Below are 25922 nucleotides of genomic sequence, written 5' to 3' on the forward strand. Positions count from 1 at the left end.
GGGCGCGCCGTTCAGTTGCGCTCGTCCGGCAGCACCGGCAGGGGCATGACGTCGATACCCTCCTCGATGAGGGCGCGAGCCTCGTCGGCGGTAGCCTTGCCGTAGATGGCGCGCTCCTCGATGTCGCCGGCGTGCATGCGGCGCGCTTCCTCGGGGAAGCGCTCGCCGACATTCTCGGCGTGCTCCACCACGTGGCGCTTGAGCGCGCGCAACATGTCGCGCATCTGCCGCTCCTTCTCGGAGAGAAGGGCGACCTGCGCCGGCGCTTCGGGTTGGGCGGGCGCGGGGCGCTGCGCCGGCTTCGCCTCGCGGCGGGCCACGACCGCAGGCGCCATGATGGTCTTGCCGACCTTGTGCGAGCCGCAGGTGGGACAGGTGACGAGGCCGCGCCCGACCTGCGCGTCGTAGGCTGCGCTGTCGGGAAACCAGCTCTCGAATTCATGCGCCTGGTCGCAGACCAGGGTGTAACGGATCATGACGCGGCCATCCTCACGCGAGAGACATGGTCACAGCGAGCCGTTACACAAGTGTCACGCCGTCGCAGCGCGCGCCGCGACCGCCTCGGCGGAACGGTCGACGACGAAGCGGCGCGTGTGGGCGAGGGTCGGGATGCGCTGCCGTGCGTCCGCCACCAGCGCCGGGTCGATCGTCGCCAGGATGACGCCCGGCGCATCGCCGGCTTCCGCCAACACCCGCCCCCAGGGATCGACGATGATCGAATGGCCATAGGTCTCGCGGCCGTCTGCGTGCAGGCCCCCTTGCGCCGCCGAGATCATGAAGGAGCCGGTCTCGATGGCGCGGGCGCGCTGCAGCACCTGCCAGTGGGCCTCGCCCGTCTGGCGCGTGAAGGCGGCCGGAGCGGAGAGAAAGGAGGCGCCTGCCTCCGCAAGCGCGCGATAGAGATAGGCGAAGCGCACGTCGTAGCAGATGCTGAGGCCCAGGAGCCCCCACGGCGTCGGGGCGAGCACGGCGCGCTCGCCGCCCGTGTAGGTCGCCGATTCGCGCCAGCTCTCGCCGTTCGGCAGGTCGACGTCGAAGAGGTGCACCTTGTCGTAGGTCGCGACGATGTCGCCGGCGCGGTCGATGACGATCGCCCGGTTGGCGATCTTGTCGCCCTCCTTCAGCGCCAGCGAGCCGATGTGCACGACGATCCCGCGCTCGCGCGCCACGTCGCGCATGGTGGCGATCAGGGGGTCGTCGTCCTGCGCGTGGACGGCGGCGAAGAGCCTTGCCCGCTCGCGCTCGACGAGCGCCGTCATCTCCGGCGTCTGCACGTAGTGGGCGCCGGCGTCGGAGGCCTCGCGCACCAGCCGCACGGCAGCATCGCGATTCTCGGCCGGGTCGCGCGTCGAGCGCATCTGCGCGCAGGCGGCGATGAAGGGGCGGGCGGTGTCGGTCATGGTCGGGGCCGGTCAGGCGGCGGCGAGCAGCGGGTCGAGCTCGCCGCGGCCGTCGAGGGCGAAGAGGTCGTCGCAGCCGCCGACATGGCGGTCGCCGATGAAGATCTGCGGCACCGTGGTGCGGCCGCCGGAGCGCGTGATCATCTCCTCGCGCCGCTCGGGCTCGACCTCGATGTCGACCTCGGTGAAGGGGACACCCTTGCGGCCGAGCAGCGCCTTGGCGGCCTGCGAATAGCTGCACCAGGACTTCGAATAGACGGTGACGGGGGGCATTCAGATCTCCGGATCGCGGTGCGATCGTGCTTCGCCGGCAATATAGGAACGCTCAGGCCTCGCCGACAACCCGCGCGAAGGCGAGGACATCGACGCAGCTCGCCCCGCCCCGCAGGAGCGCCCGGGCGGCGGCATTGGCAGTGGCGCCCGTCGTCAGCACGTCGTCGACGAGGAGGATGCGCCTGCCGGACAGAGCAGGCCGCGCCGCCTCGGGGACGGCGAGCGCCCCCTGCAGGTTTGTCGCCCGCTCGGCCCGGCTGAGGCCGACCTGGGGGCGCGTGCGCTTGCGCCGCACGAGGGCAAAGGCATCCCACGGAACGCCGCTCTCGCGCGAAACGACCTCGGCGAGCAGCGCCGCCTGGTTGAAGCGCCGCCGCCACAGGCGGGCGCGGTGCAGCGGAACGGGCACGATCAGGTCCGCATCGGCGAGCAGTTCCGCTCCAGCGCGCGTCATCATGCGTCCCATGGCTTGGGCGAGTTCCAGCCGGTCGCCGTATTTCAGCCGGTGGACGAGGGCCCGCGCGGTGCCCTCGTGGCGCGCCACGGCGCGGGCGCGGGCGAAGACGGGCGGATCGGCGATCGCCGCCGGCGACAGGAGCGGGCCGCCGATGTCGAGCGCAAACGGCGTGCCCAGACGTTCGCAGAAGGGACGCTCGATGAGCGAGAGGCCCCGCCAGCAGGGAGCGCAGAGCGCGTGCGCCTCGGCGGTCGCCGCTCCGCAGGCGATGCAGGACGGCGGGTAGACGAGGCCGATCGCCGCGCCGATCGCGCGGCGGGCCAGGATCGCCGCCGCCCAGGGGCGTGACCACGGCCTCGCCCGCGGCCCGTTTCCAGAGGTACCATCATCCCCCATCCGCCGGCCTCCCCGCGCCGTGTCGCGAGTGTAGCGACCGCCGGGGAGGGGAGGCGAGAGCCTTTGACGGCACGCGCGCGCGGGCTCATAACGCCCCGGCCATGACCGCACCGCTCGTCTTCGATCGTCCGCTTCAGCGCCACCGCCTCGCGCGGGCAGCGGCCGCGGGCTTTGCGGATTTTCTCGCGGCCCGCGCCGCGGAGGAGCTCGGCGAGCGGCTCGGCGCCGTCCTGCGCCGATTCACACTGGCGCTCGACCTCGGCTCGCCGACGCCGCACGCGGCGAGGATCCTCGCCACCGGCGGCTTCGCCGAGCGCGTGGTGCGGGCCGCGCCGACGCCGACGCTCGCCGCACCCGGCGGCCTCGTCGCCGACGAGGAGGCACTGCCTTTCGCGCCGGAGCGCTTCGACCTCGTCGTGTCGCTCCTTGCCCTACAGAGCGTGAACGACCTGCCGGGCAGCTTGGTGCAGATCCGGCGCGCGCTCAAGCCCGACGGGCTGTTCATGGGCTGCCTCCTCGGCGGTGCGAGCCTGACCGAGCTGCGACAGGCCTTTGCCGCCGCGGAGGCGGAGGTGGAGGGCGGGGTGAGCCCGCGGGTCGCCCCCTTCGCCGACCTGCGGGATCTCGGCCACCTCCTGCAGCGGGCGGGGCTCGCCCTGCCGGTCACCGACGTCGACAGCGTCACGGTCCGCTACGGCGATCCCTTCGCCCTGATGCGCGACCTGCGCGCCATGGGGCTCACCAACACGCTGAGAGAGCGGCGGCGCACGCCGCTGCGGCGCACCACCCTCCTGCGCGCGGCGGAGATCTACGCCGAGCGCTTCGCCGCCCCCGACGGGCGTGTGCCCGCGACCTTCGAGCTCGTCTGGCTCTCCGGCTGGGCGCCGCACGAGAGTCAGCAGAAGCCGCTCCAGCCCGGCTCCGCGCGGATGCGGCTTGCGGAAGCGCTCGGCACGCGCGAGCAACCGGTCGGCAAGAACCGCGGCTGAGACGGCGGACAGCGCACGGCGCAGCGGCCATCCGGCGGCCCGTGCCTGCCCACCCCGCCGCGGTTCGGGCAGCCCATGCCCTTGCCGAAGGTGCGGTACCCCATCAAAATTGGAAGAAAAGCGGGGAACGAGGAGGACGCCATGCACGCCTTCACCTTCAACACGGCGCGATCCATCGTTTTCGGCGATGGTTCGATCAAGCGGCTCGGCGAGATCGCGCGGCGTGAACTGGGCGAGCGCGTCGTTCTCGTCACCGACCCCGGCATCGCCGGCTCGCATCTTCTTGACGCTGCCCTCGCGGCCCTGAAGTCCGCCCATGTGCGGGTCACGGTCTACGACAAGGTGAAGGCCGATCCGCCGGAGGCGGTGGTGCTGGAGGGGGCGGCGCTCGCGCGCGAGGTCGGGGCGGAGGGTGTCATCGGCTTCGGCGGCGGCTCCTCCATGGACGTCGCCAAGCTCGTCGCCCTCCTTGCCAAGGGCGAGGAGACGCTGGACGCCGTCTACGGTGTCGGCAATGTCACGGGTCGGCGCCTGCCGCTCGTGCTCATTCCGACGACGGCGGGCACGGGCTCGGAGGTGACGCCCATCTCCATCGTCACCACTGGCGATGCGGAAAAGAAGGGCGTCGTCTCGCCCGTGCTGCTGCCGGACGTGGCGCTGCTCGACCCGGAACTCACCTATGCCCTGCCGCATCACGTGACGGCGGCGACGGGCATGGACGCTATCGTCCATGCCATCGAGGCCTATACCTCGACGAGCGCCAACAACAATCCTCTGTCGCGGATGCTCGCCAAGAAGGCGCTGCGCCTCCTCGGCGGCTCGATTCGCTCGGCCGTGCGCGAGGGCACGCACAGCGAGGCGCGGGCCAACATGCTGCTCGGGGCGATGTTCGCCGGCCAGGCCTTCGCCAACTCGCCGGTCGCCGCCGTGCATGCCCTCGCCTATCCCATCGGCGGCCACTACCACGTGGCGCACGGGCTCTCGAACGCCCTCGTGCTGCCGCACGTCCTGCGCTTCAACGCCGAGGCCTGCGCCAAGTCCTATGCGGAGCTTGCGCCGCATGCCTTCCCGCACCTGACAGACGTGCCGCCGTCGCGGCGGGCGGAGGCTTTCATCGAGGCTCTGCAGCATCTGTCGGCGGAGATCGGCCTGGAGCAGCGCCTGCGCGACGTGCACATCCCGCAGGACGACCTGCCGCGCCTCGCCGAGGACGCCATGAAGCAGACCCGCCTGCTCGTGAACAATCCCCGTCCGCTCGCGGTCGGCGACGCGCTGGCGATCTACCAGGCGGCGTGGTGAAACGCCGGGTGCGGGGCCGTTCCGAGCCGGCCCCGGAACCATGGGGCAAGTCCTTGTCCTGCTGGGGCGGACGGCCGGGCCCGGCTGGCGCCTGACGTCGACCGGCGGGCCTGGATCGCCGCCTGTCGCACCCTTCGCTGGCGTCGTCTCGACAAGGCTCCCCGGGGCTCGGTGATGGTCCGGGCCGCACCGCTCCTCTCGCCAAGGTTCACCGGTGCGCGTGAGGTCCTTTGCTTGCCAGGCGTTTGGGCGCACTCGGGCAATCCTCGGCAAGCCCTCGGGGCACAGACACATGATGACTGCTTGCACATGACGACTGATTGCAAAAGGGGAGTTGTTCCGCCAGGCCGGCAGCACCCGCCGGCGGTTCCCGCCCCCGGCCTGCGAGCCGCCGTCCGCGGGTCATGGTAAAGGAGGTGTCACCCCTCGCCACCGCGACGAACGGTTGCCATGTCCGAACGCCCGCTTCCTGCGCCCCGCTCCGCCTTCCGCCTGTTCCGCACCATCCCGACGCGCTGGATGGACAACGACGCCTACGGGCACGTCAACAATGTCATCTACTACAGCTATTTCGACACGGCGGTGAACGCCTTCCTCGTCGAGAACGGGCTCCTCGCCATCACCGACAGCCCGGTCGTCGGGCTCGTCGTGGAGACCGGCTGCACCTTCTTCGCGAGCGTCGCCTTTCCCGAGGTGCTGGAGGCGGGCCTGCGTGTCGACCGGCTCGGGCGCTCGTCCGTGCGCTATGCCATCGGCATCTTCCGCGAAGGGGCGGAGGTGCCGGCGGCGCAGGGCCATTTCGTGCATGTCTACGTCGACCGGAGCACGCAGAGGCCCGTCGGCATCCCGCAGCCGGTGCGCGCCGCCCTCGAGGCACTGCAAGTCTGAGCATCGAACCGGAAGGGTCTGCTGCGGCCGAGGGGCCGAGCCCGGTCTGCCTACATCAGCGCGATGAGATGCGGGATCAGCGGCTCGTCGGCGGGCGGCATGGGATAGTCGCGCAGCCGCACCGGCCTCACCCACTTCAGCGCCTGGCCCTCGCGTGCCGTCACCGTGCCCTCCCAGCGCCGGCAGACATAGAGCGGCATGAGCAGGTGGAAGGTCTCGTAGGCGTGGCTGGCGAAGGTGAGGGGGGCGAGGCAGGCCTCCTTCACCGTGATGCCGAGTTCCTCGTGGAGCTCGCGGATGAGCGTCTCCTCCGGCCGCTCGCCGGGCTCGAACTTGCCGCCCGGGAATTCCCACAGCCCGGCGAGCTGCTTGCCCTCCGGCCGTTGCGCGATGAGCACCCGGCCGTCCGCGTCGAGAAGCGCGACGGCGGCGACGAGGACGAGCTTGACGGGAGGGCGCTCGCTCACGACCGATAGTCGCCGTTGATGGCGACATATTCCTTGGTGAGGTCGCAGGTCCATACCGTGGCGCGGCCCGTGCCGAGGCCGAGCGCGACGCGGATGACGATCTCCTGGCCTTTCATATAGGCGGAGGTCGCCGCCTCGTCGTAGGCGGCGTCGCGGGCGCCGTCGACGGCGACGCGGATGTCGCCGAACCAGATGGCGAGGCGGTCGCGCTCGGCCGGCTCGCCAGCCTTGCCCACCGCCATGACGACGCGACCCCAGTTGGCGTCCTCGCCGGCGACCGCCGTCTTGACCAGGGGCGAATTGGCGATGGACAGGGCGATGCGCTTGGCGGAGGCGTCGTCGACGGCGCCCTCCACGCGCACCTCGATGAACTTGCTTGCGCCCTCGCCGTCACGCGCCACCTGCTGGGCAAGATCGCGCAGCAGGTCGTGGAGCGCTTCGGCGAAGCCGCCGAGCCGCGGATCGCCGGCCTCCGCGACCGCGGGGGCGCCGCGAGCGGCGGCCTTGCCGGTGGCAAAGAGCATCAGCGTGTCCGAGGTCGAGGTGTCGCTGTCGACCGTGATGGCGTTGAAGGTTGTCTCGACCCCCCTTGCCAGGAGGCCCTGCAACGCACCCGCGGCGATCGGGGCGTCGGTGACGACGAAGGACAGCATGGTCGCCATGTCGGGGGCGATCATGCCGGCGCCCTTGGCGATGCCGTTGATCGTGACCGGGACGCCGGCGATCTCGGCCGTGCGCGTCGCCACCTTGGGGAAGGTGTCGGTCGTCATGATGGCCCTGGCTGGCTCGATCCAGGGACCGGCGGCGGCGCGGGCGGCGCAGTTCTCCAGCACGCCCTCGAATTTCGTGGCGTCGAGCGGCTCCCCGATGACGCCGGTGGAGGCGAGGAACACCTCGTCCGGCCGGCAGCCGGCGGCCCTGGCGGCGATGGCGGCGGTGAGTTCGACCGCCTGGCGGCCCTTCATCCCCGTGAAGGCGTTGGCATTGCCCGAATTGACGACGAGCGCGCGCGCCCGGCCGCCGGCGAGATTGGCGCGGCACCAGTCCACGGGGGCGGAGGGGCATTTCGAGCGCGTGAAGACGCCAGCCGCCGTCGTGCCTTCGTCGAAGAGGGCAAAGAGCACGTCGGTCCGGCCCCGGTAGCGGATGCCGGCCTCGGCGGTGGCGAAGCGCACGCCCTCAACCGCGGGCATGGCGGGGATGCTCTTCGGGGCGAGGGGGGAGACGGGAGAGGCTTTGGCCATGGCGGGTTGTCGGGGGAGAGGGGAGCGGGTGCCTGGCGGGCTCTCTCGAGCCCGGCAAGGCGGTTTCCGCGGTTGGCCCGCGGACGGGGGACACCGACCCCAGGCGGGGCCGGCGTCGGGCCGATCAAGGCTTCTTCGGCTCGGCCGGCTTGGCGTCGGGCGCCTTGTCCTCGGCCTTGTCCAGGCGTTCGATCTTCGCCTTGGCGCGCAGGGCGAGGATGAGATCCTGCTGGGTCTTGCGGGCGAGGTAGTTCTCGACCTGGTCCTTGACCTCCTCGAAGGTCGGCAGCGGTTTCACGCGCTTGTCCTCGAGCCTGATCACGTGCCAGCCGAACTGGCTCTTCACCGGCTCGGAAAGCTGGCCGGGCTCGAGCTTGAAGGCCGCCTCGGCGAACTCGGGTACCATGCGGTCCCTCGTAAAATAGCCGAGGTCGCCGCCTTCCTTGCCGGAGCCGGGGTCCTTCGACACCTCGCCCGCGACCTTGGCGAAGTCCTCGCCGCCCTTGAGGCGGGCGTGCACCTTCTTCGCCTCCTCTTCGGTCTCGACGAGGATGTGGCGCGCGCGCACCTCCTGCTCCGGCTTCAGGTTCGCCACGGTGTCGTCGTAGAGCTTGCGCGCCGCTTCCGGCGTCATCGCCTTCTTGACCTCGCGGGCGAGATAATCGTCGAGCAGGACCTTGTCGCGGAAATAGGCGACGCGACGGGCGAAGTCCGGCTCGGCGTCGACCTTGGCGTCGAGCGCAGCCTTCGCGCCGATCCTGAGGTCGATGACATAGCTGAGGACGTAGTCGCGCTTCTGCGCCTCGGCCATGGCCGGCAGGCGCTCGCCGAGGTCCTCGGCGGCGATGTCGAGATCCTTCTGGGTGATCGGCGCACCGTCGACGCGGGCGAGCACCTGGTCTTCGGGCTTGACAGCGGCGCCGGGCGCAGCGGCCGGCTTGCCGGTCTCCGCCTTGGGATCGGTCTTCGGCGCCGTCTGCGCGACGGCGGCGCCGGCGAGGCCGGCGGCGAGAAGGGTGCCCGCCATGATGGCGAGCGTGAAGGGGCGACGCGTGGTCATGTGGTCCTGTCCGACTGCGCGACCGGAAATCCGTGGTGAACGGCCGTGACCGCGCGCGCAATCGCGGCGGCCGTCCCTGTCGGGCTGCATGAGTGGCGGATGCCGCGGCGCTTGGCAAGGGGCGGCAGGGCGTCCCCGCTCCGCAGTGCCCGGGGGAGCCGCGTCGCCGTTGACAGAACGGCCTTACGCACCCATGTGGCCAAGCTGAATTCCGCAGGCAGATGCGGCGACGGCGCATCGCCCGCGCAGGATGCCCGCTCGAGCGCGCTGGACCGCGTGCGCGCGGGCGGTTAAAGCGTGTCACGGCGCATGGGCGGCTTCCGCTGCCCGTGCCCGCAGTCCCGTCCGGAAAGGCCCTCGATGTTCGGCGCTCTCGCGAAAAAAATCTTCGGCTCGGCCAACGACCGCCGCCTCAAGACCTACAAGCCCAAGGTCGCGGCGATCAATGCGCTGGAAGCGGAAGTGGCGGCGCTGTCGGACGAGGCGCTGCGGGCCCGCACCGAGGAGTTCAAGCGCCAGGTGGCGGAGGGCGTGCCGCTCGACGACCTCCTGGTGCCCGCCTTCGCCACGGTGCGCGAGGCGGCCAAGCGCACGCTCGGCCAGCGTCACTTCGACGTTCAGCTCATCGGCGGCATGGTGCTGCACGAGAGCGGCATCGCCGAGATGCGCACGGGCGAGGGCAAGACCCTCGTCGCCACCCTGCCGACCTATCTCAACGCGCTCACGGGCAAGGGCGTGCACGTCGTCACCGTGAATGACTACCTTGCCCGCCGCGACGCCGAGTGGATGGGCCAGATCTACCGCTTCCTCGGCATGTCCGTCGGCGTCATCGTGCACGGCCTCGATGACGAGGAGCGCCGCGCGGCTTACGCCTGCGACATCACCTACGGCACGAACAACGAGTTCGGCTTCGACTATCTGCGCGACAACATGAAGTACGAGTTCGCCCAGATGGTGCAGCGCGGCCACCACATGGCGATCGTCGACGAGGTGGACTCGATCCTCATCGACGAGGCACGCACGCCCCTCATCATCTCCGGCCCGCTCGACGACCGTTCCGACCTCTACAACGCCATCGACACGCTCATCCCGAAACTCGCCCGGGACGACTACGACCTCGACGAGAAGCAGCGTGCCGTCTCCCTCACCGAGAAGGGCAACGAGCGCATCGAGGAGCTGCTCGAACAGGCTGGCCTGCTCAAGGAAGGCTCGCTCTACGACGCGGCCAACGCCACGCTCGTGCATCACGTCAACCAGGCGCTGCGCGCCCACACGCTTTTCCAGCGCGACAAGGACTACATCGTCCGTAACGGCGAGGTCGTCATCATCGACGAGTTCACCGGGCGCATGATGCCGGGCCGCCGCTACTCGGAGGGGCTGCACCAGGCGCTCGAGGCCAAGGAGCACGTGCAGGTCCAGCCCGAGAACCAGACGCTCGCCTCGATCACCTTCCAGAACTACTTCCGCCTCTACGAGAAGCTCGCCGGCATGACCGGCACGGCCGCGACGGAAGCGGACGAGTTCGCCGACATCTACAACCTGACCGTCGTCGAAATCCCGACCAATCTGCCGGTGCAGCGCCTCGACGAGGACGACGAGGTCTATCGAACGGCGACCGAGAAGTACAAGGCGATCGTGCGCGAGATCGAGGAGGCCGCGGCCCGAGGCCAGCCGATCCTGGTGGGCACCACCTCGATCGAGAAGTCGGAGGTCCTGGCCGATTTCCTTGTCCAGCACGGCATGAAGCAGATCGACTTCTCGAAGCCGGATGCGCTCGAGCCGCTCTACGAGGCGGCGCGCTCCGGCAAGCCGTCGAAGCATTTCGCCGTCCTCAATGCCCGTTTCCACGAGCAGGAGGCCTTCATTGTGGCCCAGGCGGGCGTGCCGGGGGCCGTGACGATCGCCACCAACATGGCCGGCCGCGGCACCGACATCCAGCTCGGCGGCAATGCCGACATGCGCATCCGCCATGAGCTCGCAAACCTCGAGGGCGAGGAGGAGCGTGCGGCGCGCGAGGCGACGATCCGGGCCGAAATCGGCGAGTTCAAGAGCCGGGCGCTCGCCGCCGGCGGTCTTTACGTTCTGGGCACCGAGCGCCACGAGAGCCGGCGCATCGACAACCAGTTGCGCGGTCGCTCGGGTCGCCAGGGCGACCCCGGCCGTTCCAAGTTCTACCTGTCCCTGCAGGACGACCTGATGCGCATCTTCGGGTCCGACCGCATGGACGGCATGCTCCAGCGCCTCGGCCTCAAGGAGGACGAGGCCATCGTCCATCCCTGGATCAACAAGGCGATCGAGAAGGCGCAAGGCAAGGTCGAGGCGCGCAACTACGACATCCGCAAGAACATCCTCAAGTACGACAACGTGATGAACGACCAGCGCAAGGTCGTCTTCGAGCAGCGCAAGGACTTCATGGGCCAGGAGTCGGTGCGCGAGACGATCGATGACATGCGCCATGGTGTTGTCGAGGACCTGGTCGCCGCCAACATTCCTGCCGGTGCCTATCCCGAACAGTGGGATGTCGACGGCCTGAAGAAGGGCATCGCCAATCTCCTCGCCCTCGACCTGCCGGTCGAAGACTGGGCGAAGGAGGAGGGCATCGCCGATGACGAGATCCGCGAGCGCCTGCAGCGGGCGGCGGACGAGGCCTATGCGGCGCGCGTGGAGAAGAACACGCCCGAGATCATGACCTATGTGGAGAAGCAGGTGCTTCTCCAGACGCTCGACCACCTGTGGCGCGAGCATCTTGTGACTCTCGACCACCTGCGCCAGGTCATCGGCTGGCGCGGCTACGCGCAGCGCGACCCGCTCAACGAGTACAAGGCGGAGGCCTTCCAGCTCTTCGACGGGCTGATCGGCCATCTGCGCGAGAACGTCACGGCGCAGCTCATGCGCATCGAGGTCATGTTCCAGGCGCCGCCGGAGGCGCAGCTGCCGGCCATGCACGCCCACCACCTCGATCCGCTCACCGGAGAGGACGAGATGGCGCTCGCCGCGCTGTCGGCCATGCCGACGCCGGCGGCCGCCCTGCAGCCGGCGCGCGATCCCAACGACCCCTCGACCTGGGGCCGCGTCGGCCGCAATGACCCCTGCCCCTGCGGTTCGGGCAAGAAGTACAAGCACTGCCACGGCGCCTTGGCCTGAGGCAGCACGGCATCTCACTGCGTGATCGCCAGGCTGGCGCTGGTGATCCTGCCGGCGATGGCGCGCATGCGGGCATCGGCCAGCGCCCAGTTGTAGCGCCCGGTGCCACGTCGGCCGGCGACGCGTCGACCGGTCGCGGGGCCGGCCGCAGCGGCGAGATTCACGGCAGGCACATCCCCGGCAACGGGGTAACCCTGGCCGAGGAGAACGGCGCGCACGCGCAGGCAATAGTCGACCGAGCGCGGGGAGAAGCGCGTCTCGGCGTGGCCGGCGCGGTATTTCATCAACGCGGTGCAGAGATCCTGGCCGGCGAGATGCCATGCCTGCACCAGATAGGTGACGCCGAGGCGGATGTTGGTCGCCGGCTCGGCGAGCTCGGCGGGAGTGCCGGTGAAGCCGAGGAGACGAGCCGTCGGCGGCATGACCTGCATGAGGCCGATCTCGCCGGCCGGACCGACGGCCTCCGGCCGGTAGGCGCTCTCCACCTCCGTGACTGCGTCGGCGATCTCGGCCGGCAGGCCGGCGCGCAATGCCTCCTCGCGGACCATGATGCGAAAGCCGAGGCGATCCTCGCCCCAAGATGAGGTCTGCGCCATCGACTCGGCGGCGGCGAAACAGGCCGCAGCGACGGGAAAGGCGAGGGACAGGGCGCGTGCGCTCATGGGGCGATCCGGAAGGCCGATCCGGCCGGCGGCCGACGCTCGTCCACGATCGCCTGCGATCGCGGCGGTATCATGAGCGGTATCATGAGCTCTTGCGGGATGTCGCCCGACGCCAGCCATCCCCTTCCGCGATCACGACCATCACCGCTCGTGCGCCGGCGCGCGAGCCAGGACCGGGCCTGAGGATCGCCCGTGCGTCCTTTGCGCCGGGCGCTCCCCGGTCAGTTCACGACCTGGGCCGTGGTGATGCCGGCGGGGGCTGCCGCCTGCGGCTTGACAAGCGGCGTCGGCTGACGGCGCGGCGGCACGGGGGCGGTCGTCGGCTGGGGCGTCGCGAGCTCGATGGTCGGCACCGCCTTCGTCTCCTCCGAGCCGAAGAGACCGCCGAAGGACAGAACGCGCTTGAAGAACGGCCTGTCCTCGCCGCTCGTGACGGAAGCGGCGGGCGCGGCGTTGGCGGGCTTCAGCGGCGCCACGGACGCCACGGCGACAGCCGGCTTCGCCGGCTCGGGCCTCGTCGGCTCCGCCTTTGGCGCCACCACCCTCGGCTTCCCGGCGGCATCGAGCTCGACCTCCTGCGGACCGGCCTCGAGCGCTTCCGGGCGGCTCACGTCGGCGATGCGCGAGCGCCAGGTCTGGACCGGGGAGGAATCGCGGTCGCTCGCGGGCGCAAGGGAGCTGACGCGGAAGGACTGGTGCTGGCCGCCGTCCGCATAGACCAGCTTGATGGCCGGAGTTCCGCGCTCGACGAGCTCGGCGATGCGGGCGTTGTCCTCCCGCTCCTTCTGGGTGACGGCCTGGGCGACCTCCGGATCGGTCGTCAGGGGGGGGCAGGCGCCGGCCGGATCGAGCGCGCCGCTCGCCGCCGAGGCATTGAAGACATAGCGCTTGCCGCAGACCGCGACCTTCGGCTCTTCCTTCGTCACCTCGAAGTGGTCAGACCCTTCCTTGAGATTGCGCCAGAAGGCGATGTTCGGATCCAGGCGATGTTTGGCCATGTTCTCCGGCGTCATGCGGAAGGGCATCGCCTGCATCTGCACCGCCTTCTGCCCGCCGGCGTGGGCGTCTCGCACCAGCGCGTAGAGCTCGGCGATCTGATCGTCCGTCATGGAATAGCAGCCGGCGGACGAGCAGGCGCCATGCACCATGAGATAGCTGCCCGTGCGGCCGTAGGCGCGGTCGAACGCGTTCGGGTAGCCCATGTTGAAGGAGAGGTAGTAGTTCGAATTCGGGTTCATCTGCGCCGGTGTGATGGCGTAGAAGCCCTCGGGAGCCTGCCGGTCGCCCTCGCGCACCTTCGGCCCGAGCTGGCCCGACCAGCGGCAGATGGGGAACGTCTTGAGCAGCGCATATTTGCCGCTCTTCGTCTGCTTCCAGACCTCGAGCTCGGCTTCCTTCTTGTAGGAGCGGATCAGAACGGGGGCGTTGCGCGCCATCCCCTTCGATTCCATCAGCGCCACGGTCTGGGGCGGGACGGGCGTATAGTGCCTGGCGCTGCGCGAGGGGCTTGCGTCTTCCTGGCAGGCGGCGAGCGCGAGCCCGACCCCCGCGAGCAACGTCAACCGCTTCAGCATCACGCGACCCCCGACCTCTCGTTGCACATCGGCCGTGGGGCCGATGGGAAAGCTTTACGAGCGTTAGCCTTACGCGATCCTTACCGCGACGGTGCGCAACCGTTCGGTAGGGTCAACCAACGGTTAAAGCCGTCTCCCGATCGACAGGAATTTGTCGGCCCGGTGACGCCTGATCTCGTCGGGCGACTTCCCGGCGAGGTCCTGCAGAGCCGCCGCAACGGCGTCGCCCGTCGCGGCTACCGCCGCGGCGGGATCGCGATGGGCCCCGCCCGACGGCTCGCGGATGATGGCATCGATCACGCCGAAACGTAAGAGGTCTTGGGCGGTGATCTTCATGTTCGTCGCGGCATCCTGCGCGCGCGAGGAGTCGCGCCACAGGATGGAGGCAGCGCCTTCGGGCGAGATGACCGAGTAGATGGCGTGCTCCAGCATGAGCACCTTGTTGGCGGTGGCGAGCGCGATCGCCCCGCCCGAGCCGCCCTCGCCGATGATCACGGAGACGCTCGGCGTGCCAAGCGCAAGGCAGGCCTCGGTCGAGCGGGCGATGGCCTCGGCCTGGCCCCGCTCCTCGGCGCCGATGCCGGGATAGGCGCCGGCCGTGTCGACGAAGGAGAGGACGGGCAGGCCGAAGCGGTCGGCGAGCTCCATCAGGCGCACGGCCTTGCGATAGCCCTCGGGCTTCGCCATGCCGAAGTTGTGGCGGATGCGCGTCTCGGTGTTGGAGCCCTTCTCCTGGCCCATGACGCAGACCGGCTCACCGCGGAAGCGGCCGAAGCCGCCGACGATCGCCTCGTCCTCGCCGAACTTGCGATCGCCTGCGAGGGGGGTGAAGTCCTCGATCAGCGCCTTGCAGTAGTCGGTGAAGTGCGGGCGCTGCGGATGGCGCGCCACCTGTGTCTTCTGCCAGGGAGTGAGGGACGCGTAGAGTTCGTCCAGAGCGCGGCTCGCCTTGGCCTCGAGGCGGGTGATCTCCTCGCCGATGGAGACGGCATCGCCCGACTGTCCGAGCGTCCGCAGCTCCTCGACCTTGGCTTCGAGTTCGGCGACGGGCTTTTCGAAATCGAGATAGCTTCGCATGAATTCCAGATGTGCGGACTGGGCTGGTCGCGGGACGCGTCGCTCGCGGCCGGCCCCGGTGGATGGGTTCCATCCGTCGGCGGGCCGCCGGCCGGAAATCGTCGCTCGTGGGGCTTGCCCCCTGGCTCGGTCGTGTCCTCCGGTCCTCCGCGGCCGGTGCTCGAGGCCGCGTCGCGCCGTCCGGATGCGCGAACACGACCGGGCGGGAGATCTCCCCCGCCCCGGCGCGGGCGGACCTTGGCCTCCCCCCGCCGCCAAGTCAAGCAGACGGTGTCAGGTGGGAGTTGCAGGATACCGCGTGCGGCCGAGCCGTGGCGCCACGACCGTGGTGCCAGGCGAGGGCAGGAGCACGGGCCGCAGCTGCGCAGCCCGGCGCACCTGGCGCACGGCGATCGGACGATAGAGCTGCTTCGTCGCCTCGATCACGTGCACGCCGGCGAAGGGCAACGACAGGCCTGCGCCGACGCGCTCCCAGGCGGCGGCCGAGCGCAGGAAGAGCCGGCGCTGCAGGGGCGGCACATAGAGCGCCTCGGCCCAGTGCTCCGGCGAGAACAGGGTCTGGCGCATCAGGCTGTTGAGCTGCGAGCGGCTGTAGGGCTGGCCCTGGCCGAAGGGCGTCGTGTCCATGCGCGCCCACAGGCCGCGGCGGTTCGGCGCCACGACGATGATGCGCCCGCCCGGGTTGAGGATGCGCCACACCTCCGACATCAGTTCCTCCGGCGCGTCGCTGGTCTCGAGCGCATGCACGAGCAGCACCCGGTCGAAACACTGATCGGCGAGCGGCAGCATGGTCGGCTCGACGAGCGCCGAGGCCGAAAGGCCGGGGGTCGGCCAGTTCACCACCCCCTGCGCCGCCGGCATGAAGGCGACGGTGCGCTCGGCCGGGCCGCGGAACAGCGACAGGTAGGGTGTGGCGTAGCCGACGCCGAGGACGCTCAGATCGCGCGCTTCCGACCACAGAACCTCGATCGCCCGGCCGACGAAGCGGCGCGCCACGTGGCCGAGCGGGCTCGCATAGAAGCTCCTCAGATCGACGACATCGACCGCCATGCTGCCTCGCCGCGCTCCTCCGCCATGCCTGATGAATGGGCGGTCGGGCCCGATCCTGCAAGAGCACGCGGCATTCACGACCGCCTGCCGGACATGCTACCGCTATCTGCCTCATTCGCCCACGATGGTCCCCCATGGTTGCCGAGATCCACGTCTTCCTCTGCCTTTCCGACAACATCGGCGTGCTCGTGCGCGATCCGGCGACGGGCGCCTGCGCCACCATCGACGCGCCCGAGGAGGGGCCGATTCTCGCGGCGCTCGCCGAGAAGGGTTGGCGCCTGACCGACATCCTCGTCACGCACAAGCACGGCGATCACGTCGCCGCGGTGCCGGGGCTCAAGCGCCGCTTCGGCGCGCGCGTGGTGGCGCCGGCGGCGGAGGCGGCGGCGATTCCCGACGTGGACGAGACGGTGCGCGAGGGCGACACCGTGCGCGTCGGCGGGCTCGAGGCGCGCGTGATCGAGACGCCCGGGCACACCGCCGGCCACATCGCCTATTGGTTCGCCGGAGAAAGGGCGCTCTTTGCCGGCGACACGCTCTTTGCCCTCGGCTGCGGGCGGCTGTTCGAGGGCTCGGCCGCCGAGATGTGGGGCTCGCTCGCCAAGCTCGCCGCCCTGCCGGACGACACGCGCCTCTACTGCGGCCACGAGTACACGCTCGCCAACGCCCGCTTCGCGCTCGCCGCCGATCCCGGCAACCTGCCGCTGCAGCGCCGCGCCGAGGCCGTCGAGCGGGCGCGGGCGGAGGGGCGCCTCACCATCCCCTCCCTCATCGGCGACGAGAAGGCGACGAACCCCTTCCTGCGCGCGGGCGAGCCGGCGCTCGCCGCGGCGGTGGGGCTTGCCGCCGGCAGCGGCCCGGTGCCCGTCTTCGCCGCCCTGCGCGAGTGGAAGAACCGCTTCTGAGCGTCTGTCCCGACCGCCTGCATTGCCGCTCGGAGCCGCGCCATGTCCATCGCGTCCGAACTCACCGCCGCCGAGGTCGTGCGACTGCTCGACCTTGTGCCGCATCCGGAGGGCGGTCACTTCCGTGAGACCTTTCGCGACAGCCGGACGGTCGACGGCGGCCGCGCGGTCTCCACGCTGATCTACTACCTCCTCGGGGCGGGCGAGATCTCCGCCTGGCACCGCGTCGACGCGGTCGAGGTGTGGCACTGGTACGCCGGAGCGCCACTCGCCATCACCGTCTCGCCGGACGGCCACGATACCCAGGCGCACCGCCTCGGTGTCGACCTGAGGCACGGAGAGCGCCCGCAGTTCGTGGTACCGGCGGGCGTCTGGCAGACGGCGAGGAGCCTCGGCGCCTGGACGCTCGTCGGCTGCACGGTGGCACCCGGCTTCGATTTCGCCGGTTTCGAGATGGCGCCGCCGGGATGGCGGCCGACTGCGGGGCATGATGCATGACGGATGTCGCGAGGGTCCGCGCACTCGAGGAGCGCGCCATGAACGCATGGCCTGCCTTGCAGACGGTGCTGGCCGATGGCTGGGTCATGCGCTTTTCCGAGGGCTATACGAAACGGGCGAATTCTGCCTGCGCCTTTCTGCCCCATCCGAAACCGATCGCCGAGATGGCGCAGGAGATCGAGGCGAGCTACGCCCGGCATGGCCAGCCGGCGATCATGCGCATAACGCCGCTTGCGCATCCCGATGACGCCGAATGGCTCGCCGAGCGTGGCTTCCGCAGCATCGACGAGACCTTGATCCTCACCGCGCCGCTCACGGATCAGGGCGGAGACCGGCGCATCGTCGTGGACGCGCGGCCGAGCGAGGCCTGGCTCGTGGGCTTTGCCGCCGGTAACCGCTACGGGCCGTCAGTGCGGCCGACGCTGGAGAAGATGCTCGCCGCCATCCGTCCGCAGGCGGGCTATGCCACGCTGATCGAGGCCGGGGAGGCGCGGGCCTACGGGCTTGCCGTCGTCGAGCGTGGCATGGTCGGCCTGTTCGACATCCTGGTGGAGAGCGCACACAGGGGCCGCGGCCTCGGGCGCGCGCTCGTCTCCTCGCTCATGGCCTGGGGGCGGGAACAGGGCGCGGCCGAGGCCTATCTGCAGGTCATGGCGACCAATGCCCCCGCCATCGCCCTCTACCGCAGCCTCGGTTTCGCGGATGCCTACCGCTACGCCTACTGGCTGCGCTGACCGGTCAGCGCCGCCGGCGCAAGGCATCGAGCGAGGCGACGAGGGCCCCGACGACGATGAGGGCGCAGGCGGCGGCGAGCTGCCAGGTGGGCGCGGCGAAGCCGGCTGCGACCAGGATGAGCGTCGACAGGACGGGGGCGGCATAGGAGGCGACGCCGAGCAGGCGGATGTCGCCCTTCTTCACGCCCACGTCCCAGAGATAGAAGGCGATGCCCACCGGCCCGACCCCGAGGCTCGCGACAGCGAGCCACTGGCCCGGCGTCGCCGGCCAGACCGTCGTCTCGAAGACGAGGTGGCAGAGGAAGCTGAGCGCGGCGGTCGCGAGGCAGAAGCCGGCGACCGCGTCGGTCGGCACCGAGCCGAAGCGGCGCGACAGGACGGAATAGCCCGCCCAGACGAAGGCGGCCGCGGCGGCCGCGGCATAGCCGGGCACGGAGGCACCCTCGAGCGACAGGTCCGCCTTGCCCGAGATGAGCACGACGACGCCGGCGAAGCCCGCGAGCGCGCCCGCGACATGCGTGAGCTTCAGCCGCTCGCCGGGCAGGAAGGCCGAGAACAGGACGATGAGAAGCGGCCAGAGGTAGTTGATGAGCCCGGCTTCCGCCGGCGGGGCGAGGCGCAGCGCCGCGAAATAGAGCGCGTGGTAGCCGAAGAGGCCGCCAACGCCGAGGAACCAGACCTGCGCGGGTTGCCAAAGGGCCCGCAGGCCCCGCGGCCGCCGGAGCCACGTGCCGGCCCCGACCAGACCGCCGAGGAGGAAGGTCATGGCCGCAAGCTGGAACGGCGGCACGGTGCCGGAGGCGGCGGTGAACAGCGCGAGCAGCGACCACAGGAGGACGGCGCCGAAGCCGATGGCGGTGGCAGAGGAAGGAGGCATGGGAACTCTGAGGCGGGACATGCCACGGGGCTCCCGACGCGGGAGGGTCGGAAGCCGTCGAACGGCCGGCGCGGGCCGGCTATGGCATGCGAACAGGGCGCCGTGACCCTAGCGGCTTTGCGGCACCCCGTCACCTGACGCGGCAGGCCCTGACGACGGACAGGCCGCGCTCCCGGTCATCCGCAACCGCGCTGGCGCCGGTCGGGCGCTTGCCTGTCGTCCCGGGCGCCTTGGCTTGCGCCGGGCCCCGGGACGACCGGAGGCATTTGCCGCGCGAGCCCCTCACCGCTGTGCGGAATCACGGTCGGCAGCAGCCGGGAGCCGGAATCGATGCCGGCCGTCGGCGGGACGGCGGGCGGGTCAGCCGTTGGCGATGTACTGGCCGCCATTGATGGTGAGCACGGAGCCCGTGATGAAGCCCGCCTTGTCGGAGGCGAGATAGGTCACGGCCTCGGCGATCTCCTCGGCCCTGCCCAGGCGGCCGACGGGGATGCCGGCGATGATCTTCTTCAGCACGTCCTCGGGCACGGCCGCCACCATGTCGGTGTCGATGTAGCCGGGGCAGACGCAGTTCACCGTGACGCCCTTGGCGGCGTTCTCCTGGGCGAGCGCCTTGGTGAAGCCGATGACGCCGGCCTTGGCGGCGGAATAGTTCGTCTGCCCCATCTGGCCCTTCTGGCCGTTGATGGAGGAGATATTGACGATCCGGCCGAAGCCGCGCTCGCGCATGCCCTCGATCACGGGTCGGGTCATGGCGAACATGGAATCGAGGTTGGTGCGAATCACCGCGTGCCACTGCTCGAAGGTCATGCGGTGGAACATGCCGTCGCGGGTGATGCCGGCGTTGTTGACGAGAATGTCGACGGGGCCGAGTTCGCTCGCCACCTTGCCGAGACCGTCGGCGCAGGCGGCCGGGTCGCCGACGTCCCATTTGTAGACGGCGATACCCGTTTCCGCCTTGAACTTCTGCGCCGCCTCGTCGTTGCCGGCGTAGTTCGCCGCTACCGTGTGGCCTGCCGTCTTCAGGGTCTTGGCGATGGCGGCGCCGATGCCGCGCGTGCCGCCGGTGACGACTGCAACCCGAGCCATGAACTTCCCCCTTTTGCGTTGCCGTTCCTCTCCTCCGGCCCGAGGGCCGGTCACCTGTCGATCCGCCCCGGCTCATCCGCCGGAAGCTCGGGCGACGCGGCGTGCCGCCCGGACCCGTCGTGCGGATGGTCGCGGCACGGGAACGTCGGTCCTGCGCCGCGGATGACACTCGCTCCGGGCTCAGCGCTCGACGGTGAGCGCGACGCCCATGCCGCCGCCGATGCACAGCGTCGCAAGGCCCTTCCTAGCGTTGCGGCGCTGCATCTCGTGCAGGAGCGTGACCAGGATGCGCGCGCCCGAGGCGCCGATCGGGTGGCCGATGGCGATGGCGCCGCCATTGACGTTCACGAGGTCCGGATCCCAGCCCATGTCCTTGTTGACGGCGAGCGCCTGCGCGGCGAAGGCTTCGTTGGCCTCGACGAGGTCGAGGTCCTTCACGTTCCAGCCCGCCTTCTCGAGCGCCTTGCGGGCGGCGGGAATCGGACCGCAGCCCATGATGGCGGGCTCGACGCCGGCCGTCGCCCAGGAGGCGATGCGGGCGAGGGGCTTCAGCCCGCGCTTCTCGGCCTCGGCCGCCGTCATCAGTACGAGGGCGGCGGCGCCATCGTTGAGGCCCGAGGCATTGGCTGCCGTGACCGTGCCATCCTTGGTGAAGGCGGGCTTCAGCTTGGCGACCGCGTCGAGCGTCACGCCGTCGCGGATGTACTCGTCGGCGTCGACGACGACGTCGCCCTTGCGCGAGGGCACGGTGACGGGCGCGATCTCCTCCTTGAACTTGCCGGCCTTCCTTGCGGCCTCGGCCTTGTTCTGCGAGGCGACGGCGAACCTGTCCTGCTCCTCGCGCGAGATCTGCCATTTCTGCGCGACGTTCTCGGCCGTCTGGCCCATGTGATAGCCGTGGAAGGCGTCCCACAGGCCATCCTTGATCATTGTGTCGACGAACTTGATGTCGCCGAACTTCGTGCCGGCGCGCATGTGCGCGGCGTGGGGCGCGAGCGACATCGATTCCTGTCCGCCGGCGACGATGATCGAGGCGTCGCCGCTCGCGATCTGCTGCATGCCGAGCGCCACCGCGCGCAGGCCCGAGCCGCAGACCTGGTTGAGGCTCCAGGCCGTCTTGTCGACGGGAATGCCGGCCTTCATCGCCGCCTGGCGGGCCGGGTTCTGGCCCTCGGCCGCCTGCAGCACCTGGCCGAGGATGACCTCGTCCACCTCGGCGGGCGAGACCTTGGCGCGCTCCAGCGCGGCCTTGATCGCCGCCGCGCCGAGCTCGTGGGCGGGCGTGTTGGCGAAGGCACCGTTGAAGGCGCCGACCGCCGTGCGCGCCGCGCCGACGATGACGATATCGCTCTGAGCCATGATGCTCTCTCTCCGTCGCGTTTCCGATAGAGCGGACGGGTCCGGACGGGCCCGCCGATTTTTGCGTCGCAGCGATCATCGGGGGGCGCTCCGGCAGCGTCAAGCATGACCTCGGAGGCACCACTTTCGTCGTAGTCGCGGCCGGGGATCCGCGCCGGCGTGCACAAATGAGTTTCCGCCCGGGGCAGAAGCGCCTATCGTCGCACTGGGAGGGCCGGGGCGGCATCCGCATCCGTCACGGGACGGGAAAGGATGAAGCGAGCCGGCGCGCGATCGGACTACAGGATGGCCATGGCGACCGACAAACAGCCGACCGTCATCAAGAAATACGCCAACCGCCGCCTCTACCACACCGGGACCAGCACCTACGTGACGCTGGAGGATCTCGCCGGAATGGTGCGCGACGGCGAGGATTTCGTCGTCTACGATGCCAAGACCGGCGAGGACATCACACGCTCGGTGCTGACGCAGATCATCTTCGAGGAGGAGAGCAAGGAGGGGCAGAACCTCCTGCCCGTCGCCTTCCTGCGCCAGCTCATCCGCTTCTACGGCGACAGCCTGCAGGCGCTCGTGCCGAGCTATCTCGAGTTCTCCATCGAGAACCTGACGCGCGAGCAGCAGAAGCTGCGCGAGAAGATGGCGCAGGCCTTCGGGCCGGCGACCGCCTTCCAGGCGATGGAGGAGCAGGTGCGCGCCAACATGGCCATGTTCGGCGAGGCTCTGAAGCTCTTCACGCCCTTCACTGCGACGCGCGGCGGCGCGAGCGGCGAGGGAAAGCCCGAGGGCAAGGCGCAGGAAGGCAAGGCCGACGCGAAGGCCGGCGCCGAGAAGGGCGGCGACCTTGACGAGCTCAAGCGTCAGGTCGCCGAGATGCAGGCGCGGCTCGAGAAGCTGACGAAGGGCTGAGCCCGTCCGCGCGGAGGAGGAGCGAGCGCGAGACGGCACCCTTGCGGGGCCGTGCGCGCATCGTGGTGCCCCATCGTCAGGGTGAGGCCCGCGCGGGTTCAGGCGACCTGGCTGGCGCGGGCGTCCGCCGCTTCGTGCAGCGTGGGCAGGGCGATGTGGGCCCCCTGCAGGTAGTCGACCCCCCATTCGGTGAGGAGACGGGCGGTCTCCTCGTTCTCCACCCATTCGGCGACGGTCGCGATGCCGAGATGCTGCGCCAGCTCGGTGAGCGTGCGCACGAAGAAGCGGTCGTCCGGGGAGTGAACGAGGTTCTGTACGAAGGCGCCGTCGATCTTGAGGATGTCGACGGGGAAGGCGCGCAGGAGCTTGAAGGAGGTGTGGCCGGAGCCGAAGTCGTCGATGGCGATGGCGACGCCCAGCGCCTTCATGGCGTCGAGGCAGGCGCGCGTCGCCTCGGGATTCTCGACGGCCGCCGTCTCGGTGATCTCGACGATCAGGCGATCGGCGATGCCGGCACGGGCGCCGAGGTGGGCGGCGAAGGCGGTGAGCCACTCGGGGTTCTTCAGCGTCGCCGGCGACACGTTGATGGCGAGGCGCTCCTGCGGCTCTGCCGCCAGGCGGTCGAGCGCGAGCTCCAGCACCCGGTGATCGACGAGGCGGACGAGGCCGAGCCGCTCGGCGGCGGGCACAACGTCGGCGGCGTTGGCGAGGGTGCCGTCGGCCCGGTGCAGGCGCAGGAGCACCTCCTGGAAGGCGACCTTGCGGGTCCGCGCCTCCACCACCGGCTGGCGGGCGATGGCGATGCGGCGCTCGTTGAGCGCGGCGACGATGTCGAGGCTCGTCGCCTCGCGCCGACGGCGCTCGAGGTCGCGACCGAGCGCCGCGTCGTAAACCGCGAAGGTCGCGCCGCCGCGGCGCTTGGCCTCGGCGAGGGCCTCCTCGGCGTGACGCAGGAGCGTCTCGGCCTCCCGCCCGTGTTCCGGGCCGAGCGCCGCGCCCATGCGCAGCTTCACCGCGACGGCGCCGCGTCCGGTATGCATCGGCGTCGATTCGACGGCAGTGGCGAAGCGGTTGAGCGCCGCGCCGATCTGCTCACCGGTGCAGGAGAGGAGGATCGCCGCGAATCGGTTGCTGGCATAGCGCATGAGGCGGTCGCGCCGGCGCATCACCGCGGCGATGCGCGCGAAGGCCTGCTCGATGATGCCGTCGGCGGCTTCGTAGCCGATTTCCTCATTGAGGCGGCCGAGCTCCTCGATGGCGACGACGACGAGTGCGAGCGGCGCGCGGGCCCGGGCCGCCTCGGCGAGCTCCACGCCGAGCTCGGCGATCAGCCCGGCACGGCTGCGGGCGGCGCCCGAGGTGACGGCCTCGAGGCTGATGGTGCGGCCGACGCCGAGCCGCTCGACGCGCAGCACCCCGTGGGCGGTCGCGGGCCGTCCCTCGGCATCGGCGAACCAGCGCCCCGTGTCCTCTGTCATGACGAGGGTGCGCGCGCCGAGCCGCAGCGCGTAGCGCGTGCGGTAGGGAATTCCCGTGCCGCGGTCGATGTCGCCCGAATCGCGGATGATCTCGTGGCGGCCGATTCCGGTCCCGGGCTCGATCATGGCGGCGAAGCCCCGACCGGTCTTCATGCGCTGCGCGCAGTCGCTGCCGAAGACGTCGCGCGCGTTGAGGCTCCAGTTGAGCGTGTCGGAGGCGAGATCCCAGTCGTAGACCACCTCGCCGATGGAGGTGAGGATGGCGCGCGGATCGAGCGGAGCGTCACCCGTTCGGGAGCCGCGTCCCCCCCTGGATGCTCCGGTCGGAGCCGCGGCTGTCCTGTCCGTCATCGCGCTAGATCCCTGTCGGTCGTCCACGAGGCGCTGCGCCCTGCCCCGACCCGCGGCGCCGGTTGTCCCGGTGCATGGCATGCGATGCCGAGCTTGCGGACGATTGTGCCGAAATGATGCGGAAAACAGGGTTAACGCCGGGTAAATGCCGGCATGGCGATTGCGGCTGTCGGTCGTGCGGGGAGTTCGAGTCCCGCGGGGGAGCACGGCCATGGCACGCAGCGGCAGCGATGGGAGAGCGACGGGGCGGGCGCTCGTGCGCCGGGAGGCGACGGCCGACGCGAGGGACCGCGCCGAGACGCCGCCGCTGCCGCCCCTGCGCCGGCCGCTCGCGGCCTTCCTCACCCAGATCGTGGCCTCGATAGACGGCCTCGACGCCCAGCGCCGGCGCCGGCGCTGCGAGCCCTGGCTTGCCAGCGCGCGCTATGCCGCCGTGTCGGCTTGCCCGCCGAGCGAGAGGCCGTCATGCGACCGCTCGCTGTGACCGGAGATTGGCGGCAGGCCGTCTGTTCGCCGGTCGCAACCTCGGTGGAACCGAGGCCCGGCCAATCAGTTTGACCCCTTGGGAAGATGGCGATCGACAAACGAAAGAGGCCGGCAAGAGCCGGCCTCTTTCACATGAGATCGCAAAACTGAAGCGCCGTGGCGCCGGGGCTCACGCCTCGGCGCGGGGCTTGAGCACCTGGCGGCCGCGATACATGCCGGTCTTGAGGTCGACATGGTGCGGACGGCGCAGCTCACCCGAGTCCTTGTCCTCGATGTAGGTCGGCTGCTTGAGGGCGTCCGCCGAGCGGCGCATGCCACGCTTCGACGGCGACGTCTTTCTTTTCGGAACGGCCACGGCTCAACTCCGGTCGGTGACTAGTCTGTTCTCGGACCAGCGCCATGCGGCGGGTTCGCGAGGACGTCTTATGTCTCGTTGGGACGCGAGCTTATACAGGCAATGCGCAGGCATGGCTAGCCCTCCGCCGAAAAACTTCGCCTGAGCCGCGCGTCACGAATCTAGGCAGGTCGCGTCGGCCTCGCGCAGGCGCCCGGAGATGCGGGCGGCATAGGTTGCCACGTAGCGTGAGGGCCGGGCCGGGTCGCGCACCAGCGGATTGGGCAGTGCGGCGGCGAGAAGGGCCGCCTCGCGCGCGGTCAGGGCCCTGGCGCTCTTGCGGAAATAGCGCCGAGCGGCGGCCTCCGCGCCGAACAGGCCGTCACCCCATTCGGCGATGTTGAGATAGACCTCCATGACGCGCCGCTTCGACCACAGCGTGTCCACGGCGAGCGCGAGGGGGATCTCGGCGGCCTTGCGCAGGTAGGACCGCCCCGGCCAGAGGAAGACGTTCTTCGCCGTCTGCATGGCGATGGTGGAGGCGCCGCGCGCCGGCCCGTGCTCGCCCGCCTCCTCGATGACGGCGCGGAGGGCGCCCCAGTCCACACCGCCGTGCAGGCAGAAGCGCGCATCCTCGGCGGCGATGACGGCGCGCGGCAGGTGGGGCGACACGGCCGAGAGGGGCACCCAGTCGCGCGCGACCGGCTGCAGGGAGAGCCAGCGTCCCAGCATCAGCGTCGAGACGGGCGGCAGGAAGCGGTAGACAATCAGGAGGGCCGCCGCGGCAAGGACGAGGAGCGCAGTTGCGCGCAGGGAGAGAGCGACGGCGCGGCGCAGCGCACCGCGGCCCCTCGTCGATGTCGCGCTGTTGGCGAAGAGGGGCATCGTCCTGCCAGTTGTTCCCTTTCAGGCTTGACCGATCGGG

26 protein-coding genes are annotated in these 25922 nt (G+C 70.4%); 9 read left to right on the forward strand and 17 right to left on the reverse strand.

Annotated elements, in window-relative coordinates; genetic code table 11:
• Nucleotides 1-11: 11 nt before the first annotated feature.
• Genes QNA08_RS04270 through QNA08_RS04285 form a run of 4 tightly spaced genes read right to left on the reverse strand, consistent with a single transcriptional unit; the run spans nucleotide 12 to nucleotide 2526 of the window.
• The gene (locus QNA08_RS04270) at nucleotides 12-476 is read right to left on the reverse strand and encodes a DUF1178 family protein (protein ID WP_283739444.1); all 465 of its coding nucleotides are present in this window, start codon (nucleotides 474-476) and stop codon (nucleotides 12-14) included.
• A gap of 54 nt (nucleotides 477-530) precedes the next feature.
• Nucleotides 531-1400: a carbon-nitrogen hydrolase family protein gene (locus QNA08_RS04275; protein ID WP_283739445.1), complete on the reverse strand. Its 870-nt coding sequence runs from the start codon at nucleotides 1398-1400 to the stop codon at nucleotides 531-533.
• Between the two features lie 12 nt (nucleotides 1401-1412).
• Nucleotides 1413-1673 carry a glutaredoxin 3 gene (gene grxC / locus QNA08_RS04280; RefSeq protein ID WP_283739446.1) on the reverse strand — a complete coding sequence of 87 codons (261 nt, stop codon included), beginning with the start codon at nucleotides 1671-1673 and terminating at the stop codon, nucleotides 1413-1415.
• Nucleotides 1674-1725: 52 nt separating this feature from the next.
• The gene (locus QNA08_RS04285; protein WP_283739447.1) at nucleotides 1726-2526 is read right to left on the reverse strand and encodes a ComF family protein; all 801 of its coding nucleotides are present in this window, start codon (nucleotides 2524-2526) and stop codon (nucleotides 1726-1728) included.
• Between the two features lie 101 nt (nucleotides 2527-2627).
• Between QNA08_RS04285 and QNA08_RS04290 the strand changes: the two genes are divergently transcribed.
• The 3 genes from QNA08_RS04290 to QNA08_RS04300 all read left to right on the forward strand — a co-directional run bounded on the left by QNA08_RS04290 (nucleotide 2628) and on the right by QNA08_RS04300 (nucleotide 5702).
• The gene (locus QNA08_RS04290) at nucleotides 2628-3515 is read left to right on the forward strand and encodes a methyltransferase domain-containing protein (protein ID WP_283739448.1); all 888 of its coding nucleotides are present in this window, start codon (nucleotides 2628-2630) and stop codon (nucleotides 3513-3515) included.
• A 141-nt stretch (nucleotides 3516-3656) separates the two neighbouring features.
• Nucleotides 3657-4814 (forward strand): iron-containing alcohol dehydrogenase, encoded by a 1158-nt coding sequence (locus QNA08_RS04295; RefSeq protein ID WP_283739449.1) that lies wholly within the window; start codon nucleotides 3657-3659, stop codon nucleotides 4812-4814.
• 450 nt (nucleotides 4815-5264) lie between these two features.
• Nucleotides 5265-5702, forward strand: a complete 438-nt coding sequence (locus QNA08_RS04300; RefSeq protein ID WP_283739450.1) for an acyl-CoA thioesterase — start codon at nucleotides 5265-5267, stop codon at nucleotides 5700-5702.
• A gap of 50 nt (nucleotides 5703-5752) precedes the next feature.
• Here the strand turns inward: QNA08_RS04300 and QNA08_RS04305 are convergent, their stop codons facing one another.
• The 3 genes from QNA08_RS04305 to QNA08_RS04315 form a co-directional block, all read right to left on the reverse strand.
• Nucleotides 5753-6169 carry a (deoxy)nucleoside triphosphate pyrophosphohydrolase gene (locus tag QNA08_RS04305; RefSeq protein ID WP_283739451.1) on the reverse strand — a complete coding sequence of 139 codons (417 nt, stop codon included), beginning with the start codon at nucleotides 6167-6169 and terminating at the stop codon, nucleotides 5753-5755.
• Entirely contained in the window at nucleotides 6166-7413 is a 1248-nt protein-coding gene (gene argJ, locus QNA08_RS04310) for a bifunctional glutamate N-acetyltransferase/amino-acid acetyltransferase ArgJ (RefSeq protein WP_283739452.1), read from the reverse strand. The genes QNA08_RS04305 and argJ overlap by 4 nt, the downstream gene beginning before the upstream one ends.
• Nucleotides 7414-7537: 124 nt before the next feature.
• Complete coding sequence (locus QNA08_RS04315; protein WP_283739453.1) at nucleotides 7538-8473, reverse strand: peptidylprolyl isomerase; 936 nt, start codon at nucleotides 8471-8473, stop codon at nucleotides 7538-7540.
• 360 nt (nucleotides 8474-8833) lie between these two features.
• Between QNA08_RS04315 and secA the strand changes: the two genes are divergently transcribed.
• Complete coding sequence (gene secA, locus QNA08_RS04320; protein WP_283739454.1) at nucleotides 8834-11617, forward strand: preprotein translocase subunit SecA; 2784 nt, start codon at nucleotides 8834-8836, stop codon at nucleotides 11615-11617.
• Between the two features lie 14 nt (nucleotides 11618-11631).
• Here secA and QNA08_RS04325 read toward each other — a convergent pair whose 3' ends face one another.
• The 4 genes from QNA08_RS04325 to QNA08_RS04340 all read right to left on the reverse strand — a co-directional run bounded on the left by QNA08_RS04325 (nucleotide 11632) and on the right by QNA08_RS04340 (nucleotide 15980).
• Nucleotides 11632-12279 (reverse strand): lytic transglycosylase domain-containing protein, encoded by a 648-nt coding sequence (locus QNA08_RS04325; protein WP_283739455.1) that lies wholly within the window; start codon nucleotides 12277-12279, stop codon nucleotides 11632-11634.
• Nucleotides 12280-12500: 221 nt separating this feature from the next.
• Nucleotides 12501-13853 (reverse strand): L,D-transpeptidase family protein, encoded by a 1353-nt coding sequence (locus tag QNA08_RS04330; protein ID WP_283739456.1) that lies wholly within the window; start codon nucleotides 13851-13853, stop codon nucleotides 12501-12503.
• A 123-nt stretch (nucleotides 13854-13976) separates the two neighbouring features.
• On the reverse strand, nucleotides 13977-14930 hold the full coding sequence (locus tag QNA08_RS04335) for an acetyl-CoA carboxylase carboxyltransferase subunit alpha (protein ID WP_283739457.1): 954 nt from the start codon (nucleotides 14928-14930) through the stop codon (nucleotides 13977-13979).
• A 273-nt stretch (nucleotides 14931-15203) separates the two neighbouring features.
• Nucleotides 15204-15980, reverse strand: a complete 777-nt coding sequence (locus tag QNA08_RS04340; RefSeq protein ID WP_283739458.1) for a class I SAM-dependent methyltransferase — start codon at nucleotides 15978-15980, stop codon at nucleotides 15204-15206.
• Nucleotides 15981-16114: 134 nt separating this feature from the next.
• On the opposite strand from QNA08_RS04340, the gene gloB reads away from it, so the two are divergent.
• The 3 genes from gloB to QNA08_RS04355 are packed head-to-tail and all read left to right on the forward strand — an operon-like array spanning nucleotide 16115 to nucleotide 18117.
• The gene (gene gloB / locus QNA08_RS04345; protein WP_283739459.1) at nucleotides 16115-16885 is read left to right on the forward strand and encodes a hydroxyacylglutathione hydrolase; all 771 of its coding nucleotides are present in this window, start codon (nucleotides 16115-16117) and stop codon (nucleotides 16883-16885) included.
• Nucleotides 16886-16927: 42 nt separating this feature from the next.
• Nucleotides 16928-17383: a cupin domain-containing protein gene (locus tag QNA08_RS04350; protein WP_283739460.1), complete on the forward strand. Its 456-nt coding sequence runs from the start codon at nucleotides 16928-16930 to the stop codon at nucleotides 17381-17383.
• Complete coding sequence (locus tag QNA08_RS04355; RefSeq protein ID WP_422679856.1) at nucleotides 17380-18117, forward strand: GNAT family N-acetyltransferase; 738 nt, start codon at nucleotides 17380-17382, stop codon at nucleotides 18115-18117. Before QNA08_RS04350 ends, QNA08_RS04355 begins: the two co-directional genes overlap by 4 nt.
• Nucleotides 18118-18121: 4 nt before the next feature.
• On the opposite strand, the gene yddG is transcribed toward QNA08_RS04355, so the two are convergent.
• The 3 genes from yddG to QNA08_RS04370 form a co-directional block, all read right to left on the reverse strand.
• The gene (yddG, locus tag QNA08_RS04360) at nucleotides 18122-18994 is read right to left on the reverse strand and encodes an aromatic amino acid exporter YddG (RefSeq protein ID WP_283739462.1); all 873 of its coding nucleotides are present in this window, start codon (nucleotides 18992-18994) and stop codon (nucleotides 18122-18124) included.
• A gap of 360 nt (nucleotides 18995-19354) precedes the next feature.
• Nucleotides 19355-20083 carry an acetoacetyl-CoA reductase gene (gene phbB / locus QNA08_RS04365; protein ID WP_283739463.1) on the reverse strand — a complete coding sequence of 243 codons (729 nt, stop codon included), beginning with the start codon at nucleotides 20081-20083 and terminating at the stop codon, nucleotides 19355-19357.
• Nucleotides 20084-20263: 180 nt separating this feature from the next.
• The gene (locus QNA08_RS04370) at nucleotides 20264-21442 is read right to left on the reverse strand and encodes an acetyl-CoA C-acetyltransferase (RefSeq protein ID WP_283739464.1); all 1179 of its coding nucleotides are present in this window, start codon (nucleotides 21440-21442) and stop codon (nucleotides 20264-20266) included.
• 291 nt (nucleotides 21443-21733) lie between these two features.
• On the opposite strand from QNA08_RS04370, the gene phaR reads away from it, so the two are divergent.
• Nucleotides 21734-22348, forward strand: a complete 615-nt coding sequence (gene phaR / locus QNA08_RS04375; protein ID WP_283739465.1) for a polyhydroxyalkanoate synthesis repressor PhaR — start codon at nucleotides 21734-21736, stop codon at nucleotides 22346-22348.
• A gap of 98 nt (nucleotides 22349-22446) precedes the next feature.
• On the opposite strand, the gene QNA08_RS04380 is transcribed toward phaR, so the two are convergent.
• Nucleotides 22447-24177 carry a GGDEF domain-containing phosphodiesterase gene (locus QNA08_RS04380; protein WP_283739466.1) on the reverse strand — a complete coding sequence of 577 codons (1731 nt, stop codon included), beginning with the start codon at nucleotides 24175-24177 and terminating at the stop codon, nucleotides 22447-22449.
• Nucleotides 24178-24388: 211 nt separating this feature from the next.
• Between QNA08_RS04380 and QNA08_RS04385 the strand changes: the two genes are divergently transcribed.
• Nucleotides 24389-24661 (forward strand): hypothetical protein, encoded by a 273-nt coding sequence (locus tag QNA08_RS04385; protein ID WP_283739467.1) that lies wholly within the window; start codon nucleotides 24389-24391, stop codon nucleotides 24659-24661.
• A 171-nt stretch (nucleotides 24662-24832) separates the two neighbouring features.
• Here QNA08_RS04385 and rpmF read toward each other — a convergent pair whose 3' ends face one another.
• Together rpmF and mtgA are read right to left on the reverse strand one after the other, a co-directional pair.
• On the reverse strand, nucleotides 24833-25018 hold the full coding sequence (rpmF, locus tag QNA08_RS04390; protein WP_213332377.1) for a 50S ribosomal protein L32: 186 nt from the start codon (nucleotides 25016-25018) through the stop codon (nucleotides 24833-24835).
• 153 nt (nucleotides 25019-25171) lie between these two features.
• Nucleotides 25172-25882 (reverse strand): monofunctional biosynthetic peptidoglycan transglycosylase, encoded by a 711-nt coding sequence (gene mtgA / locus QNA08_RS04395; RefSeq protein ID WP_283739468.1) that lies wholly within the window; start codon nucleotides 25880-25882, stop codon nucleotides 25172-25174.
• Nucleotides 25883-25922 lie beyond the last annotated feature (40 nt).

This window comes from Chelatococcus albus (assembly GCF_030067675.1).
Classification (GTDB): domain Bacteria; phylum Pseudomonadota; class Alphaproteobacteria; order Rhizobiales; family Beijerinckiaceae; genus Chelatococcus_A; species Chelatococcus_A albus.

What these genes read in the sequence shown, in the direction of transcription:
- QNA08_RS04270 (WP_283739444.1), bottom strand. Translation starts at nt 476, where the DNA reads ATGATCCGTTACACCCTGGTCTGCGACCAGGCGCATGAATTCGAGAGC.
- QNA08_RS04275 (WP_283739445.1), bottom strand. Translation starts at nt 1,400, where the DNA reads ATGACCGACACCGCCCGCCCCTTCATCGCCGCCTGCGCGCAGATGCGC.
- grxC (WP_283739446.1), bottom strand. Translation starts at nt 1,673, where the DNA reads ATGCCCCCCGTCACCGTCTATTCGAAGTCCTGGTGCAGCTATTCGCAG.
- QNA08_RS04285 (WP_283739447.1), bottom strand. Translation starts at nt 2,526, where the DNA reads ATGGGGGATGATGGTACCTCTGGAAACGGGCCGCGGGCGAGGCCGTGG.
- QNA08_RS04290 (WP_283739448.1), top strand. Translation starts at nt 2,628, where the DNA reads ATGACCGCACCGCTCGTCTTCGATCGTCCGCTTCAGCGCCACCGCCTC.
- QNA08_RS04295 (WP_283739449.1), top strand. Translation starts at nt 3,657, where the DNA reads ATGCACGCCTTCACCTTCAACACGGCGCGATCCATCGTTTTCGGCGAT.
- QNA08_RS04300 (WP_283739450.1), top strand. Translation starts at nt 5,265, where the DNA reads ATGTCCGAACGCCCGCTTCCTGCGCCCCGCTCCGCCTTCCGCCTGTTC.
- argJ (WP_283739452.1), bottom strand. Translation starts at nt 7,413, where the DNA reads ATGGCCAAAGCCTCTCCCGTCTCCCCCCTCGCCCCGAAGAGCATCCCC.
- QNA08_RS04315 (WP_283739453.1), bottom strand. Translation starts at nt 8,473, where the DNA reads ATGACCACGCGTCGCCCCTTCACGCTCGCCATCATGGCGGGCACCCTT.
- secA (WP_283739454.1), top strand. Translation starts at nt 8,834, where the DNA reads ATGTTCGGCGCTCTCGCGAAAAAAATCTTCGGCTCGGCCAACGACCGC.
- QNA08_RS04325 (WP_283739455.1), bottom strand. Translation starts at nt 12,279, where the DNA reads ATGAGCGCACGCGCCCTGTCCCTCGCCTTTCCCGTCGCTGCGGCCTGT.
- QNA08_RS04330 (WP_283739456.1), bottom strand. Translation starts at nt 13,853, where the DNA reads ATGCTGAAGCGGTTGACGTTGCTCGCGGGGGTCGGGCTCGCGCTCGCC.
- QNA08_RS04335 (WP_283739457.1), bottom strand. Translation starts at nt 14,930, where the DNA reads ATGCGAAGCTATCTCGATTTCGAAAAGCCCGTCGCCGAACTCGAAGCC.
- QNA08_RS04340 (WP_283739458.1), bottom strand. Translation starts at nt 15,980, where the DNA reads ATGGCGGTCGATGTCGTCGATCTGAGGAGCTTCTATGCGAGCCCGCTC.
- gloB (WP_283739459.1), top strand. Translation starts at nt 16,115, where the DNA reads ATGGTTGCCGAGATCCACGTCTTCCTCTGCCTTTCCGACAACATCGGC.
- QNA08_RS04350 (WP_283739460.1), top strand. Translation starts at nt 16,928, where the DNA reads ATGTCCATCGCGTCCGAACTCACCGCCGCCGAGGTCGTGCGACTGCTC.
- QNA08_RS04355 (WP_422679856.1), top strand. Translation starts at nt 17,380, where the DNA reads ATGACGGATGTCGCGAGGGTCCGCGCACTCGAGGAGCGCGCCATGAAC.
- yddG (WP_283739462.1), bottom strand. Translation starts at nt 18,994, where the DNA reads ATGCCTCCTTCCTCTGCCACCGCCATCGGCTTCGGCGCCGTCCTCCTG.
- phbB (WP_283739463.1), bottom strand. Translation starts at nt 20,083, where the DNA reads ATGGCTCGGGTTGCAGTCGTCACCGGCGGCACGCGCGGCATCGGCGCC.
- QNA08_RS04370 (WP_283739464.1), bottom strand. Translation starts at nt 21,442, where the DNA reads ATGGCTCAGAGCGATATCGTCATCGTCGGCGCGGCGCGCACGGCGGTC.
- phaR (WP_283739465.1), top strand. Translation starts at nt 21,734, where the DNA reads ATGGCGACCGACAAACAGCCGACCGTCATCAAGAAATACGCCAACCGC.
- QNA08_RS04380 (WP_283739466.1), bottom strand. Translation starts at nt 24,177, where the DNA reads ATGACGGACAGGACAGCCGCGGCTCCGACCGGAGCATCCAGGGGGGGA.
- QNA08_RS04385 (WP_283739467.1), top strand. Translation starts at nt 24,389, where the DNA reads ATGGCACGCAGCGGCAGCGATGGGAGAGCGACGGGGCGGGCGCTCGTG.
- mtgA (WP_283739468.1), bottom strand. Translation starts at nt 25,882, where the DNA reads ATGCCCCTCTTCGCCAACAGCGCGACATCGACGAGGGGCCGCGGTGCG.